At 62.2% G+C, this 15,594-nt stretch carries 10 protein-coding genes; 8 read left to right on the plus strand and 2 right to left on the minus strand.

What is annotated here, in order from left to right; all coding sequences use genetic code 11:
• Positions 1-102 precede the first annotated feature (102 nt).
• On the minus strand, positions 103-2,373 hold the full coding sequence (rlmKL, locus tag J3P93_RS18485; protein WP_093103042.1) for a bifunctional 23S rRNA (guanine(2069)-N(7))-methyltransferase RlmK/23S rRNA (guanine(2445)-N(2))-methyltransferase RlmL: 2,271 nt from the start codon (positions 2,371-2,373) through the stop codon (positions 103-105).
• Positions 2,374-2,904: 531 nt separating this feature from the next.
• Here rlmKL and rmf point away from each other — a divergent pair.
• Positions 2,905-3,120: a ribosome modulation factor gene (gene rmf, locus J3P93_RS18490; RefSeq protein WP_003223300.1), complete on the plus strand. Its 216-nt coding sequence runs from the start codon at positions 2,905-2,907 to the stop codon at positions 3,118-3,120.
• Between the two features lie 259 nt (positions 3,121-3,379).
• Here rmf and J3P93_RS18495 read toward each other — a convergent pair whose 3' ends face one another.
• Entirely contained in the window at positions 3,380-4,399 is a 1,020-nt protein-coding gene (locus J3P93_RS18495) for a quinone-dependent dihydroorotate dehydrogenase (RefSeq protein ID WP_206415740.1), read from the minus strand.
• A gap of 224 nt (positions 4,400-4,623) precedes the next feature.
• Here J3P93_RS18495 and J3P93_RS18500 point away from each other — a divergent pair, with 224 nt between their 5' ends.
• From J3P93_RS18500 to J3P93_RS18530, 7 genes are all read left to right on the plus strand, one after another.
• Entirely contained in the window at positions 4,624-5,835 is a 1,212-nt protein-coding gene (locus tag J3P93_RS18500) for a CmpA/NrtA family ABC transporter substrate-binding protein (RefSeq protein ID WP_434590516.1), read from the plus strand.
• A 15-nt stretch (positions 5,836-5,850) separates the two neighbouring features.
• A complete protein-coding gene (locus tag J3P93_RS18505) occupies positions 5,851-6,426 on the plus strand; it encodes an ANTAR domain-containing response regulator (protein ID WP_093103051.1) in 576 nt (191 codons plus the stop codon).
• A gap of 382 nt (positions 6,427-6,808) precedes the next feature.
• Positions 6,809-8,020 (plus strand): nitrate/nitrite transporter, encoded by a 1,212-nt coding sequence (locus J3P93_RS18510; RefSeq protein WP_434590520.1) that lies wholly within the window; start codon positions 6,809-6,811, stop codon positions 8,018-8,020.
• 7 nt (positions 8,021-8,027) lie between these two features.
• Positions 8,028-9,698 carry a protein kinase domain-containing protein gene (locus J3P93_RS18515; protein ID WP_434590523.1) on the plus strand — a complete coding sequence of 557 codons (1,671 nt, stop codon included), beginning with the start codon at positions 8,028-8,030 and terminating at the stop codon, positions 9,696-9,698.
• Between the two features lie 413 nt (positions 9,699-10,111).
• Complete coding sequence (nirB, locus tag J3P93_RS18520; protein WP_434590526.1) at positions 10,112-12,565, plus strand: nitrite reductase large subunit NirB; 2,454 nt, start codon at positions 10,112-10,114, stop codon at positions 12,563-12,565.
• Complete coding sequence (gene nirD, locus J3P93_RS18525; protein WP_090282554.1) at positions 12,562-12,879, plus strand: nitrite reductase small subunit NirD; 318 nt, start codon at positions 12,562-12,564, stop codon at positions 12,877-12,879. The genes nirB and nirD overlap by 4 nt, the downstream gene beginning before the upstream one ends.
• Positions 12,879-15,593 carry a nitrate reductase gene (locus tag J3P93_RS18530; RefSeq protein WP_434590529.1) on the plus strand — a complete coding sequence of 905 codons (2,715 nt, stop codon included), beginning with the start codon at positions 12,879-12,881 and terminating at the stop codon, positions 15,591-15,593. Before nirD ends, J3P93_RS18530 begins: the two co-directional genes overlap by 1 nt.
• Position 15,594 lies beyond the last annotated feature (1 nt).

A 15,594-nucleotide genomic window follows, 5' to 3' on the forward strand; every position in this document is an offset into this window, starting at 1 on the left:
ACCGTGTGTGAGTTATAGCTATTAGCCACTAATTTAGCTAGCGCGGGCAGATCCACGGAGCCTTTTAAAATCAAGGCTCTGAGGATCCAATCCCGACTGGCGTCAACGGGCCGTGATTTTCCAGGCGCGGTGGATCCTGGTATTGCGGGCGAAATCCGGATCAATGGTCTGCGCGCTGATTTCCTCGACCGCGTAACGTTCGGCGAGGTTGTCCTCCAGCTGGAACTTGCGGAAGTTGTTGGAGAAATACAGCACACCGCCTGATGCCAGACGCGCCATGGCCAGATCGATCAACTGCACCTGATCACGCTGCACGTCGAAGATACCTTCCATGCGCTTGGAGTTGGAGAACGTCGGCGGGTCGATAAAGATCAGGTCGTACTCGTCGCGGCTGCTTTCCAGCCAGGCCATCACGTCGCCCTGCTCCAGACGGTTCTTGTCCGAGAAACCGTTCAGCGACAGGTTGCGACGCGCCCAGTCCAGATAGGTTTTCGACAGGTCGACGCTGGTGGTGCTGCGCGCGCCGCCCTTGGCCGCGTGCACGCTGGCGGTCGCGGTGTAGCAGAACAGATTGAGGAAGCGCTTGCCGGCGGCCTCTTTCTGAATGCGCATGCGCATCGGCCGGTGGTCGAGGAACAGGCCGGTGTCGAGGTAGTCGGTGAGGTTGACCAGCAGCTTCACCCCGCCTTCATTGACCTCGACAAACTTGCCCTGCGCCGCCTGACGCTCGTACTGTTTGGTGCCGCTTTGACGTTCGCGACGCTTGACCACCACGCGGCTCTTGTCGACGTTCAGCGCCTGCGGAATCGCTGCCAGCGCATCGAACATACGCGCCGAGGCTTTTTCCGGGTCGATGGATTTCGGCGCGGCGTATTCCTGAACGTGCACCCAGTCGTGGTACAGGTCGATGGCCATCGCATACTCAGGCATGTCGGCATCGTAGACACGGTAGCAATCGATGCCTTCGCGCTTGACCCACTTGCCCATCGCCTTGAGGTTCTTTTGCAGACGGTTGGCGAACATCTGCCCGCCTTCGCTCAAGCGCGGCTGTTCGATTACCGGTGCCGGGGCTGGCGTCGGCTTGATCGGGTTGCCGTTCTTGTTGAACTTGCGTTCCTGCGGCTCGTCCGGGGTCTGATCGTAGGCCGCTTGCTCACGCTCGGCCTGACGTTGTTCCGGGGTGCGCCGCTCGCCAGTGACAAACTGGTCCGGCAGGACCTTGATCAGCAGCAGCTTGCACGGCAGCGCGCCGTTCCAGAACGAATACTGTTTGTGGCTGCGAATGCCCATGCGCTTGCCCAGATCCGGGGCGCCGGTGAACACCGCCGCTTCCCAGTTCAGGCAGGCCTGACGCAGCCGCTCGCCGAGGTTCTGGTAGAGGTACAACAGGCTGGCTTCGTCACCGAGACGCTCGCCGTACGGCGGGTTGCAGATGACCAGACCTTTCTGGTTCTGGTCCGGGCGCGGTTCGAACGTCGCGACTTCGCCCTGATAGATCTTGATCCACTCACTCAGGCCGGCGCGTTCAACGTTGTTGCGGCCCGGCTGGATCAAGCGCGGATCAGCTTCGTAACCGCGAATCCACAGCGGTGGCTTGGCCAGACCGGCCGCAGCGCGTTCAACAGCTTCTTCGTGGAGCTTTTTCCACAGCGCCGGAACGTGGCCGAGCCAGGCGGTGAAGCCCCACTGTTCACGACGCAGGTTCGGCGCCATGTCGGCAGCGATCATCGCCGCTTCGACGAGGAACGTACCGACACCGCACATCGGGTCGGCCAGTGCGCCACCTTCGGCGGCAATACGCGGCCAGCCGGAACGGATCAGGATTGCAGCCGCAAGGTTTTCCTTCAGCGGTGCTGCGCCCTGCTGCAAACGATAGCCGCGCTGGTGCAGGCTGTGCCCGGAGAGGTCGAGGGAGAGGATCGCTTCGCCGCGATCCAGACGCAGGTGAATGCGCAGGTCCGGATTGAGCTTGTCGATCGACGGGCGGTCGCCCTGCGGCGTGCGCAGTTTGTCGACGATGGCGTCTTTGACTTTCAACGCGCCGAAGTGGGTGTTGTCGATGCCCGAGCCGTGGCCGCTGAATTCGACGGCCAGGGTGCCGTCGCTGAGCATGTGGTCCTGCCAGTCGATGTCGAGCACGCCGTGGTACAGGTCCTCAGCGTCTTTCATCGGAAAGCGCTTGAGCACCAGCAACACGCGGTTGGCCAGACGCGACCAGAGGCACAGGCGATAGGCGGTTTCCATGGTCGCCATGCCACGCACGGCGGAAGTGTGCTCGCGCGCTTCTTCAAGGCCAAGCCCGACGGCTTCCTCGATGAGCAGGCCTTCAAGGCCTTTGGGGCAAGTGAGGAAGAGTTCGAAACGGTCGGACATGGTGATTTCCAGAGCCTTTGGCTAGTGGACCGGCAACGCATTGCCGATCCGGTTTTCAATCAGGCGCTTTTCTGAAAGAGCGCCCGCGTGGCACGAAGGTGTGCCGTTCCATCCCCGCTGCTCGGGTTAAAAGAGCTTAGATGCCGGGACAGATAAAAAAGTTGAGGCAACAAAATGTCTTGAAGTGACCCTTCGTCGCTTAGTACCTGAGCGCAAACGTGGGTCATTCTCACTAAAGAATTAACCCCATTATCCAGCGCGGCGCCGATCATACCGGGGTTTGCTCACAAAACGGTCAATAAATACACGGTTACTTATTGCCATAGCATCCTTTCCGTTACGTGCTTATGACAAAACGGTCATTCCCTCGCTGTGACTCATTGGTTAGAACTGCATACAGGTTGACGTCGCAACGGCGTCAACACCTTGGCTCGCCACGCCGGCAGCGAGCCGCACCATGGCAGGTTTCTTCTGCCAGACCTCAATTGAGGTCAACGCGACACTACAGTCAACAAGTGAGGGAAACACCCTATGAGAAGACTTAAGCGTGATCCGTTGGAAAGAGCGTTTTTGCGCGGATATCAATATGGCGTTGGTGGCAAATCCCGTGAGCTTTGCCCATTTACTCTACCGTCGGTACGTCAAGCCTGGATCAACGGCTGGCGAGAAGGACGCGGCGACAACTGGGACGGTATGACCGGCACTGCGGGAATCCACAGACTCAACGAACTTCACGCCGTCGGCTGACACAGGGCATTTATTCCGACACGACAATCTGAATTTGTAACGAATTAACCACGCACGTCCTTCCCGGACGGCGGGCTACGGCCCTGGGGCTCCTTCGAGGAGCCCTTTTTATTGCCTGCATATTTTTTCTGCCGAGCACATAACCTGTAGGAGTGAGCCTGCTCGCGATAGCTTTTGTTCAGTCACTTCATGAGTGACTGGTACACCGCTATCGCGAGCAGGCTCACTCCTACAGGGGATCACCGTGATGGCAGATGGCTCAGCGCAACGCGGCGATGGCGTCGACCGCTTCGCGAATCAATGCTGGGCCTTTATAGATGAAGCCCGAATAAATCTGCACCAGGCTGGCACCGGCCTCAATCTTCTCGGCCGCGTGCTTGCCTTCGGTGATCCCGCCGGCGGCGATGATCGGCAAACGCCCGGCCAGCTCACCCGCCAGTACCTTCACGGTGTGGGTGCTCTTCTCGCGTACCGGTGCGCCGGACAGACCGCCCGCCTCGTCGCCATGCTCCATGCCTTCAACGCCGACCCGGCTGAGGGTGGTGTTGGTGGCGATCACCGCGTCCATGCCGGTTTCGATCAGCGCCTGCGCCACCTGCACGGTTTCTTCGTCGGTCATGTCCGGGGCGATCTTGATTGCCAGCGGCACATGCTTGCCGTGCCGCAGCGCGAGTTCGGCGCGGCGCGTGGCCAGGTCGGCGAGCAACTGCTTGAGCGAATCACCAAACTGCAGGCTGCGCAGGCCCGGGGTGTTCGGCGAGCTGACGTTGACCGTCACATAGCTGGCGTGGGCATAGACCTTGTCGAGGCAGATCAGGTAATCGTCGACCGCACGTTCGACCGGGGTGTCGAAGTTCTTGCCGATGTTGATGCCCAGCACGCCCTGGTATTTCGCCGCAGCGACCCGCGTCAGCAGGTTATCGACGCCGAGGTTGTTGAAGCCCATGCGGTTGATGATCGCCTCGGCTTCCGGCAGGCGGAAAATCCGTGGTTTCGGGTTACCCGGTTGTGGACGCGGGGTCACGGTACCGATTTCGACAAAGCCAAAACCCAGTTGTGCGAAACCATCGATGGCCGCGCCGTTCTTGTCCAGACCGGCCGCCAGCCCCACCGGGTTGGGAAACTCCAGGCCCATGACGGTCACTGGCACCTGCGCCGGCGCCTTGCACAGCAAGCCGTTGAGACCCAAACGCCCACCCGCGCCGATCAGATCCAGCGACAGATCGTGGGAGGTTTCCGGGGAAAGTTTGAACAACAGCTGACGGGCCAGGGTGTACATGGGCGGCGATGACTCGGGCGGCGAAAAGAGGCGGCGATTATAGCCGGGCATCACCCCGCGGCGCGAGGCGCACGCCACAAATCGCGCCGGTGGCATATGCCTTGCACTTTCCCGGTTATCAACTCGCCGGCCAATGACGGCAGACGAGCACGGACAATGGCGTCGTCGACGGGTTTGCCTGGGCAAAGTCCGCGGCGGCGCTTTTTTTTTCGAGGTGGCGGTATATGAATGAACTGACGGTCGGGCCACTGGCCTGGGTCAATGGCAGCGATGCGCCGGAAAAGAGCGCGATCAACCTCGGCTTCATGGCCCTGAGCGATTGCGCCTCGGTCGTCGTCGCGGCCACGCAGGGCTTTGCCCAGCCGTACGGCCTGACCCTGAACCTCAAGCGCCAGGCCTCTTGGGCCAACCTGCGCGACAACCTGGTCAGCGGCGAACTCGACGCCGCGCACAGCTTGTACGGCTTGATCTACGCTGTGCATCTGGGCATCGGCGGTGTTGCGCCGACCGACATGGCGGTGCTGATGGGCCTCAATCAGAACGGCCAAAGCCTCAACCTTTCACGCAACCTGCAAAACCTCGGCGTGAACAGTCCTGAAGCGCTCGACCGCCACGTGCACCAAAGCCGCGCAAAACTGACCTTCGCCCAGACCTTCCCCACCGGCACCCATGCGATGTGGCTGTATTACTGGCTGGCGAGCCAAGGCATTCATCCGTTGCAGGATGTCGACAGTGTGGTGGTACCGCCGCCGCAAATGGTCGCGCACCTGCAAGCCGGGCGCATCGACGGTTTTTGCGTGGGCGAGCCGTGGGCCGCCAGCGCGGTGCAGCAGGACCTCGGTTTCACCCTCGCCACCAGCCAGACCATCTGGCCCGATCACCCGGAAAAAGTCCTCGGTTGCACCCGTGAATTCGTCGAGCAATACCCCAATACCGCGCGGGCGCTGGTGATGGCGATTCTCGAGGCCAGCCGCTTCATCGAAGCCAGCCCGGAAAATCGTCGCAGCACCGCACACCTGCTCAGCGCGGCGGAATACCTCGACGCGCCGGTGGCGTGCATCGAACCGCGTTTTCTCGGCGAGTATGCCGACGGCCTCGGCAACCGCTGGCAAGACCCGCACGCGCTGCGCTTTCATGGCCATGGCGAGGTCAACTTGCCGTACCTCTCCGATGGCATGTGGTTCATGACCCAGTTCCGCCGCTGGGGTTTGTTGCGCAGCGACCCGGACTACCTCGCCGTGGCCCGTCAGGTTCAGCAACTGCAGTTGTATCGCGATGCCGCAACGGCGGTTGGCGTGGCCGCCTGGGGCACCGACATGCGCAGCAGCCAGTTGCTCGACGGCAAGGTCTGGGACGGCAGCGATCCGGCGGGCTATGCGCGTAGCTTCAAGCTGCACGCGCTGAGCGACGACGCTCCCCTGCTTGCCCAGCGCTGACCGGAGGCCGCGAACATGTTGCGCATTCTACTGATCAACGACACCGCGAAAAAAGTCGGCCGTCTGAAGGCCGCGTTGACCGAGGCCGGTTTCGAGGTGATCGACGAGTCCGGCCTGACCATCGACCTGCCCGCCCGCGTCGAAACGGTGCGCCCGGACGTGATCCTGATCGATACCGAGTCACCAAGCCGCGATGTCATGGAGCAAGTGGTGCTCGTCAGCCGCGACCAGCCACGGCCGATCGTGATGTTTACCGACGAGCATGACCCGACGGTGATGCGCCAGGCGATCAAGTCCGGGGTCAGCGCTTACATCGTGGAGGGTATTCACGCCCAGCGCCTTCAGCCGATTCTGGATGTGGCGATGGCGCGCTTCGAAAGCGACCAGGCCTTGCGTGCGCAGTTGCAGGCACGGGACCAGCAACTGGCCGAGCGCAAGCGCATCGAGCTGGCCAAGGGCTTGTTGATGAAGATGAAGGATTGCAACGAGGAAGAGGCTTACACCCTGATGCGGCGCCAGGCCATGAGCCGGCAGCAGAAGCTGATACAGGTGGCGGAGCAAATAATTGCCATGAGCGAGTTGCTGGGCTGACTGATCGTTCCCACGCTCTGCGTGGGAATGCATCCCGTGACGCTCTGCGTCACCTCGCAAGAGCGGACGCGGAGCGTCCATGGCGGCATTCCCACGCGGAGCATGGGAACGATCTGAATTCCCCTGTGGGAGCGAGCCTGCTCGCGAAGGATGCACCTCGGTCTTCGATTGTTGGCACAAATCTCGCTAAGCATTCCCTCAGGTAACCAACGGCGGTTGCCCCACCCACGACAAAGACGTCGCTCACCCCATTCGCCCTTTAGCGAATCCGGTAGCGGCGTTTTTGCGTTTTGGCCCCACAGACCGGGGCCGGTGGTGCGGCCGTGCAGGCGCTCCACCTGCTGTGCATGACTCCCGAGACTCTTATCAGCTGAGGTGCGCGATGAATTCAAGCTTCTGGAAATCCGGCCACACCCCGACCCTGTTCGCGGCCTTTCTGTATTTCGACCTGAGCTTCATGGTCTGGTACCTGCTCGGCCCGCTGGCGGTGCAGATTGCCACCGACCTGCAACTGACCACCCAACAACGCGGTCTGGTCGTCGCCACGCCGATTCTCGCCGGCGCGGTGCTGCGCTTCGCCATGGGCATGCTGGCCGATCGGCTGTCGCCGAAAACCGCCGGGCTGATCGGTCAGGTCATCGTCATCTGCGCACTGTTCGGCGCGTGGAAACTCGGCATTCACAGTTACGAGCAGGCGCTGATCCTCGGCCTCTTCCTCGGCATGGCCGGCGCCTCGTTCGCCGTGGCCCTGCCGCTGGCCTCGCAATGGTATCCGCCAGAGCATCAGGGCAAAGCCATGGGCATTGCCGGTGCGGGCAACTCCGGGACAGTCTTCGCCGCGCTGCTCGCGCCAGTGATTGCCGCCGCATTCGGCTGGAGCAATGTCTTTGGCTTTGCGCTGATCCCACTAGTCCTGACATTGGTGCTGTTCGCCTTGCTGGCGAAAAACGCCCCGCAGCGGCCGAAAGCCAAAGCCATGGCCGATTACTTCAAAGCCCTTGGCGACCGTGACAGCTGGTGGTTCATGTTTTTCTACAGCGTGACCTTCGGCGGCTTCATCGGTCTGGCCAGCGCCCTGCCCGGCTACTTCAACGATCAATACGGTTTGAGCCCGGTGACCGCCGGTTACTACACCGCCGCCTGCGTGTTCGGCGGCAGCCTGATGCGCCCACTGGGTGGCGCGCTGGCCGATCGCTTCGGTGGCATCCGCACCCTGCTGGCGATGTACACCGTCGCCGCCATCTGCATCGCCGCCGTTGGCTTCAACCTGCCAAGTTCCTACGCTGCACTGGCGCTCTTCGTCTGCACCATGCTCGGCCTGGGTGCCGGCAACGGTGCGGTGTTTCAACTGGTGCCGCAGCGCTTTCGTCTGGAAATCGGTGTGATGACCGGGTTGATCGGCATGGCCGGCGGCATCGGCGGTTTTGCTCTGGCGGCCGGCATGGGCGCAATCAAGCAGAGCACCGGCAGCTATCAACTGGCGCTGTGGTTGTTCGCCAGCCTCGGCGTCCTGGCATGGTTTGGCCTGCACGGCGTCAAGCGCCGCTGGCGGACCACCTGGGGTTCGGCAGCGGTAACGGCGGCGCGAGTCTGAGGCGTCGATGGCTCTGCAACTGAGCTTTGCCGAAGCCAGCGCCACCGGCCCGCGCGCGGAAAATCAGGACGCGCTGCGTGCGGTGACGCCGGCGCCAGCGCTGGCGGCGAGCAAAGGCTATCTGTTCGCCATCGCCGACGGCGTCAGCCAGTGCGCCGATGGCGGCCTCGCCGCGCGCTCGACCTTGCAGGCGCTGGCGCTGGACTACTACGCCACCCCGGAAACCTGGAGCGTGGCGCAAGCGCTGGATCGTCTGTTGCTCGCGCAAAACCGTTGGTTGCAGGCCAATGGCGGCGGGCAACCGCTGCTGACCACGGTCAGTGCGCTGGTGCTGCGCGGGCAGCGCTTCACCCTCGCCCATGTCGGCGATTGCCGGGTGTATCGCTGGCACGCCGACACGTTGCAGCGCATCTCCGAGGATCACGTCTGGGACCAGCCGGGTATGCAACATGTCCTCAAGCGCGCGCTGGGACTGGACCAGCACCTGGTGCTGGATTTTCTCGATGGTGAACTGCAGGAAGGCGAAAGCTTCGTGCTGCTCAGCGATGGCGTCTGGTCGACGCTGGGCGATACCGCAATCGCGGCGATTCTGCGTGATCAACCGGATCTGACGAGCGCCGCACAGACGCTGATCAACGCCGCGCATCTGGCCGGCAGTCAGGACAACGCCAGTGCCTTGCTGGTGCGCGTCGATGCGCTTGGCGAATCGAGCATTGGCGACGCTTTGATTCACTTGCAACAATGGCCGTTGCCGCCACCACTGAAACCCGCTCAGTCATTCGAAAGCTGGCAGGTGCAAGGCATTGTTGCGCAGAGTCAGCAATCGCTGCTGTACCGGGTCGCCGATGGCCAAGGCCAGTCGTGGCTGTTGAAAACCCTGCCGGCGCGCCTGGCGGACGACCCGCAGGCCGGGCAAGCGCTACTGTCCGAAGAATGGTTTCTCAGGCGCGTCGCCGGCCGGCACTTCCCCGAAGTGCATGCCTGCCCGCAGCGCCAGCATCTGTATTACGTGATGCGCGAATACCCGGGAACGACTCTCGCCCAATTGTTTCAACAACACGGCCCGCTGCCGCTGGCGCAATGGCAGGACATCGCCGAGCGCTTGCTGCGCGCGGTCGGCCTGCTGCATCGGCGGCAAATCCTGCACCGCGACATCAAACCGGAAAACCTGCATTGGGGCGATGACGGCGAATTGCGTCTGCTGGACTTCGGCCTCGCTTATTGCCCCGGTCTGTCGCAAGACGCGCCGTCGACGTTGCCGGGAACCCCGAGTTTCATTGCCCCGGAAGCGTTTCGCGGCGATTCGCCGAGCGTGCAGCAGGATTTGTATGCGCTCGGCGTGACCCTGTATTACCTGCTCACCGGGCATTTTCCGTATGGCGAGATCGAAGCCTTTCAGCGGCCGCGATTTGGCGTGCCGGTGAGCGCTAGTCGGTTTCGCCCGGATCTGCCGGAATGGCTGGCGCAGAGCCTTGAGCGCGGCGTCGCCGCCGATCCGCAGCAGCGCTTTGAAACGGCGGAAGAATGGTTGCTGCTGCTGGAACAGGGTGAGCGACGCAGTTTGAGCGTGCGGCCCAGACCTTTGCTGGAGCGCGAGCCGCTGAAGGTCTGGCGGACCATGGCGCTGCTGGCCTTGTTGGGGAATGTGGTGCTGCTTGTGTTGCTGTTTCACAGTTGAAACCGAGTTGCGGCTATCGCAAGCAGGCTCACTCCTACAATTTGGAAAGCGTTCCCCTATAAGAGTGAGCCTGCTCGCGATGAAGCCAGACGCTGCGCTGCAAATCTTTTCGGATGAATGCGCCACGAACGAGCAACACGCCTCCAATCGGTGCAAAAAAAGCCCTTCATTTTCAACCAATCCCCAATAAACCCGCCATTTGCCAAGTTGGCACAACCACTGCATTACTCCTCTCAACACACACATAAAGCCCAACCTTCAACGACGAAGGCTGGGCTCCCCGAGAGAACGGGACCAGGACAAAGGCGTCCTCGCTAGGCAACTAGCGGGACGCCTTTTTTTGTTTGCGCAAAATTTGTCGAGCACGGCCCGACGGCCCACCAGAGGCCCGCCGCAGCTCCCCGGAGAACCTGATGAAAAAACTCAAACTGGTGATGGTCGGCAATGGCATGGCCGGGGTTCGCACCCTCGAAGAATTGCTGAAACTGAGCAACGACCTGTACGACATCACCGTCTTCGGCGCCGAACCGCACACCAACTACAACCGCATCCTGCTCTCCCCGGTGCTCGCCGGTGAGCAGACCTTCGAAGAGATCGTGCTCAACGACCTCGACTGGTACCTCGAAAACAACATCAAGCTGCTGCTCAACCGCAAAGTGGTGGAGATCGACCGGGTCAAGCGCCGGGTGATCGCCGAGGACGGCAGCGAAGCCGAATACGATCGCTTGCTGATTGCCACCGGCTCCACGCCATTCATCCTGCCGATCCCCGGCAACACCCTGGAGGGCGTGATCGGTTACCGCGACATCGCCGACACCCAGGCCATGATCGACACCGCCAAAACCCACAAGCACGCCGTGGTCATCGGCGGCGGCCTGCTTGGCCTCGAAGCGGCCAACGGCCTGATGCTGCGCGGCATGCACGTCACCGTGGTGCACCTCGGTGAATGGCTGCTGGAGCGGCAACTGGACAAGACCAGCGGCCAACTTCTGCAATCGGCGCTGGAATCCCGTGGCCTGCACTTCCGCCTGTGCGAACAGACCCAGGCCCTGCACGACGCCGGCAATGGCCGGGTCGGCTCGGTGCAGTTCAAGAACGGCGACATCATCCCCGCCGATCTGGTGGTCATGGCGGCCGGCATCCGCCCCAACACCGAACTGGCGGAAAAGGCTGGCATCCCGTGCAACCGCGGGATTCTGGTCAACGACACCCTGCAAACCTACGACCCGCGTATCTACGCGATCGGCGAATGCGCCAGCCACCGCGGCATCGCCTACGGTCTGGTCGCGCCGCTGTTCGAACAGGCCAAGGTCTGCGCCAACCACCTCGCGCAACTGGGTTTCGCCCGTTATCAGGGCTCGGTGACCTCGACCAAACTCAAAGTCACCGGCATCGACCTGTTCTCTGCCGGCGACTTCATGGGCGGCGAAGGCACCGAAACCATCACCCTCTCCGACCCGATCGGCGGTGTGTACAAGAAACTGGTAATCAAGGATGACGTGCTGGTCGGAGCCTGTCTGTACGGCGATACGGCAGATGGCGGTTGGTATTTCCGGCAGATTCGTGAGAATCACGCCATCGGCGAGATCCGCGATCATTTGATGTTTGGCGAAAACGCCCTTGGCGATGTAGGACATCAGGGCCAGGACAAAGCCATGGTCATGGCCGACAGCGCCGAAGTCTGCGGCTGCAACGGCGTGTGCAAAGGCACCATCGTCAAGGCGATTCAGGAACACGGCCTGTTCAGCGTCGATGAAGTGAAGAAACACACCAAGGCTGCCAGCTCCTGCGGTTCCTGCGCTGGTCTGGTCGAGCAGATCCTGATCAACACGGTCGGCGGCGCGGCGGACGTCAAACCGAAAAGCGAAAAAGCCATTTGCGGTTGCAGCGACCTCAATCACGGGCAGATCCGCCAGGCGATTCGCCAAGAGCATCTGCTGACCATCGCCGACACCATGAGTTACCTGAACTGGCGCACGCCCAATGGCTGTGCGACCTGCCGCCCGGCGCTCAACTATTACCTGATTTCCACGTGGCCGGGCGAAGCCAAGGACGATCCGCAATCGCGCCTGATCAACGAACGCGCCCACGCCAACATTCAAAAGGACGGCACCTATTCGGTGGTGCCACGGATGTGGGGCGGCGTGACCAATCCCTCGGAATTGCGGCGCATCGCTGACGTCGCCGACAAATATCAAGTGCCGATGGTCAAGGTCACCGGCGGCCAGCGCATCGACCTGCTGGGGATCAAAAAGCAGGACCTGCCCGGCGTGTGGAAAGACCTCGACATGCCGTCCGGCCACGCCTACGGCAAATCCATCCGTACGGTGAAGACCTGCGTGGGCAGCGAGTTCTGCCGCTTCGGCACGCAGAATTCGACGCAACTGGGCATCGACCTCGAACACGACCTGTTCAACATGTGGTCGCCGCACAAGGTCAAACTCGCGGTCTCCGGCTGCCCGCGCAATTGCTCGGAAGCGGGCATCAAAGACGTCGGCATCATCGGCGTCGATTCCGGTTGGGAGATGTACATCGGCGGCAACGGCGGGATCAAAACCGAGGTCGCCGAGTTCTTCGTCAAACTGAAAACCGCCGATGAAGTGCGCGAATACAACGGCGCCTTCCTGCAGCTGTACCGCGAAGAAGCTTTCTACCTCGAACGCACCGTGCACTACCTGCAGCGGGTCGGCATGGAGCACATCAAGAAGAACGTGCTCGAAGACGCCGAGCGGCGCAAAGCCTTGAACGAGCGCCTGCAATTCTCCCTGTCGTTCGAACAGGACCCGTGGAAAGAGCGTCTGGCGCAACCGCAACTGAAGAAAGAATTCGACGTGATCCCTCTGAAAAACCTGGAGGTGCCGGCATGAACTGGCTCGATATCTGTGCCCTCGACGAGATCAATGCCCTCGGCTCTCGAATCATTGCCGGGCCAAAAGGTGACATTGCGATTTTTCGTACCAGCGACGACGAGGTTTTCGCCCTCGACGACCGCTGCCCGCACAAGGGCGGGCCGTTGTCGCAAGGCCTGATCTATGGCAAACGCGTAGCCTGCCCGCTGCACAACTGGCAGATCGACCTCGAGTCCGGCGAAGCCCAGGCGCCGGACGTTGGCTGCGCCCATCACCATCCGGCCCGGGTCGAAAACGGTCGGGTGCAATTGGCGCTGCGGGACGCCATCTGATGAACCGCCAGACGACCGCCTCGACCTGCTGCTATTGCGGGGTCGGCTGCGGCGTACTGATCGAGCATGACGGCGAGCGCATCCTCGGCGTCAGCGGCGATCCGGCGCACCCGGCCAACTTCGGCAAACTGTGCAGCAAAGGCTCGACCCTGCACCTGACCGGCGACCTTGCCGCCCGCGCGCTCTACCCAGAGCTGCGCCTGGGCAAAGGTCTGGCGCGCAGCCGCACAGACTGGGACACCGCGCTGGAACACGCCGCCAATGTTTTCGCCGAAACCATCGCCGAGCACGGCCCGGACAGCGTGGCGTTCTACATTTCCGGGCAGTTGCTCACCGAGGATTACTACGCCTTCAACAAACTGGCGCGGGCGCTGGTCGGCACCAACAACATCGACAGTAATTCACGCCTGTGCATGTCTTCCGCCGTGGTCGGCTACAAACGCAGTCTGGGTGCCGACGCGCCGCCGTGCAGTTATGAAGATCTGGAGCTGAGCGATTGCGTGATGATCGTCGGCAGTAACATGGCCTACGCCCATCCGGTGCTTTTCCGTCGGCTGGAAGAAGCCAAAGCGCGGCGCCCGCAGATGAAAGTCATCGTCATCGATCCACGGCGTACCGACACCTGCGATCTGGCTGACCTGCATCTGGCGATTCTGCCGGGCACCGATGTCGCGCTGTTTCATGGGATTTTGCACCTGCTGCTGTGGGAAGACTGGGTCGACCGCGATTTCATCAATGCCCACACCGAAGGTCTGGCCGAACTGAAGAATCTGGTCCGCGACTACACCCCGCAAATGGTCTCGCAACTGTGCGGGATCAGCGTCGAGCAGTTGCAGCAGTGCGCCGAATGGGTCGGCACGTCGCCGAGCTTTCTGTCGCTGTGGTGCATGGGCTTGAATCAGTCCACCGCTGGCAGCGCGAAAAACAGTGCGCTGATCAATCTGCACCTGGCCACCGGGCAAATCGGCCGGCCGGGCGCAGGACCTTTCTCCCTGACCGGTCAGCCGAACGCCATGGGCGGGCGCGAAACCGGCAGCCTGTCGAATCTGCTGCCCGGCCACCGCGATGCGGCCGACCCGGCGCACCGCGCTGAAGTGGCGCGATACTGGGGCGTGGAAAGTCTGCCGGAAGCGCCCGGCCTCAGCGCCATCGAATTGTTCGAAAACCTGCGCAGCGGCAAGATCAAGGCCTTGTGGATTGCCTGTACCAACCCGGCGCAATCGATGCCGGACCAAAGCGCGGTGCGCGCGGCCCTTGAGGCCTGCCCGTTCGTGGTGTTGCAGGAAGCGTTTCGCACCACCGAAACCGCCGCCTTCGCAGACCTGCTGCTGCCTGCCGCCAGCTGGGGCGAGAAAGAAGGCTCGGTGACCAACTCTGAGCGGCGCATTTCCCACGTTCGCCAGGCGATTGTCCCACCGGGTGAAGCACGGCCGGACTGGGCGATCACCGTGGATTTCGCCCAGCGTCTTGAGCAACGTCTGCGTGCGCAGCAACCGAGTCTGTTTGCCTTCGCTGAGCCGGCGCAATTGTTCGATGAATTCAAAGGCCTGACCCGAGGCCGCGATCTCGATCTGTCCGGCATCAGCCATGCGCTGATCGATCAGATCGGCCCGCAACAGTGGCCGTTCCCGATCGGTGCCCGGCAAGGCACGTCGCGCTTGTACACCGACGGGGTTTTTCCTACCGCCAGCGGTCGCGCGCAATTCATCGCCGAGCCGTACCGTGCCGCCAAGGAGCAACGCGACGCGCGCTTCCCGCTGACTCTTCTCACCGGGCGCCTGCGCGATCAGTGGCACGGCATGAGCCGCACCGGCACCGCTGCGCAACTGTTCGGCCATGTCAGCGAAGCCGTGCTCAGTCTGCATCCCGACGAGATGCGCCGGCACCGTCTGCAACCAGGCGATCTGGTCAATCTGAAAAGCCGTCGCGGCGCGGTGATCGTCGCAGTCGGCAGCGATGACAGCGTGCGTCCCGGTCAGGCGTTTTTGCCGATGCACTGGGGCGATCGTTTTCTCAAGGGCGGCGTGAACAACCTGACCCAGCCGGCCTTCGATCCACTGTCGAAACAACCGGAACTGAAACACAGCGGTGTGCGCCTGGAGCCGGTCAATCTGCCGTGGCAACTGTTCGCCCTGATCGAGGGCGATGTGCAGCGGCATTTCGAGACGCTACGGCCGCTCTGCGAGGCGTTTTCCTACGTCAGCCTCAGCCTTGTCGGACGCGAACGTCCGGCGCTGCTGATACGCGCTGCCAGCCAAGAGGCGCCGGATGCGCCATTGCTCGCGCAAATTGACCAGTGCCTGTCACTGATTGACGGACCGGTCCTCGCCTACGACGACCCACGCCGCGCGATTGGCAAACGCGTGCGCATCGAGAACGGTCGGATTACTGCGATTCGTCTGGCTGGCGAAACCCTGGCGCAGCACTGGTTGCAGGGGTTGTGGCTGGAGGGCCGTGCCGACGAACAACTGCGCCGCTGGCTGCTGGCGCCGATGAGCGCGCCGCCGGGCAATGCCGGCGTGCAGGTCGCGGCCAATAAAACTTTGTGCAACTGCAAAAACGTCAGCCTCAACGCCGTCTGCGCTGGCATTCGCCAGGGTCTGGATCTGCAAGGTCTGAAAAATCAATTGGGCTGCGGCACGCAATGCGGCTCGTGCGTCCCGGAAATCAAACGCTTGCTGGCCGCCGAAGTGCAGCCGGCCGCCGTCATCTGAT

It is taken from the genome of Pseudomonas sp. R3-57 (genome assembly GCF_051132065.1).
Taxonomy (GTDB): Bacteria; Pseudomonadota; Gammaproteobacteria; order Pseudomonadales; family Pseudomonadaceae; genus Aquipseudomonas.

Excerpts from the sequence above, each read along its gene's own strand:
- J3P93_RS18500 (WP_434590516.1), top strand. The coding sequence starts at position 4,624 with ATGAATGAACTGACGGTCGGGCCACTGGCCTGGGTCAATGGCAGCGAT.
- rmf (WP_003223300.1), top strand. The coding sequence starts at position 2,905 with ATGAGAAGACTTAAGCGTGATCCGTTGGAAAGAGCGTTTTTGCGCGGA.
- J3P93_RS18515 (WP_434590523.1), top strand. The coding sequence starts at position 8,028 with ATGGCTCTGCAACTGAGCTTTGCCGAAGCCAGCGCCACCGGCCCGCGC.
- J3P93_RS18505 (WP_093103051.1), top strand. The coding sequence starts at position 5,851 with ATGTTGCGCATTCTACTGATCAACGACACCGCGAAAAAAGTCGGCCGT.
- J3P93_RS18495 (WP_206415740.1), bottom strand. The coding sequence starts at position 4,399 with ATGTACACCCTGGCCCGTCAGCTGTTGTTCAAACTTTCCCCGGAAACC.
- nirB (WP_434590526.1), top strand. The coding sequence starts at position 10,112 with ATGAAAAAACTCAAACTGGTGATGGTCGGCAATGGCATGGCCGGGGTT.
- rlmKL (WP_093103042.1), bottom strand. The coding sequence starts at position 2,373 with ATGTCCGACCGTTTCGAACTCTTCCTCACTTGCCCCAAAGGCCTTGAA.
- J3P93_RS18510 (WP_434590520.1), top strand. The coding sequence starts at position 6,809 with ATGAATTCAAGCTTCTGGAAATCCGGCCACACCCCGACCCTGTTCGCG.
- nirD (WP_090282554.1), top strand. The coding sequence starts at position 12,562 with ATGAACTGGCTCGATATCTGTGCCCTCGACGAGATCAATGCCCTCGGC.
- J3P93_RS18530 (WP_434590529.1), top strand. The coding sequence starts at position 12,879 with ATGAACCGCCAGACGACCGCCTCGACCTGCTGCTATTGCGGGGTCGGC.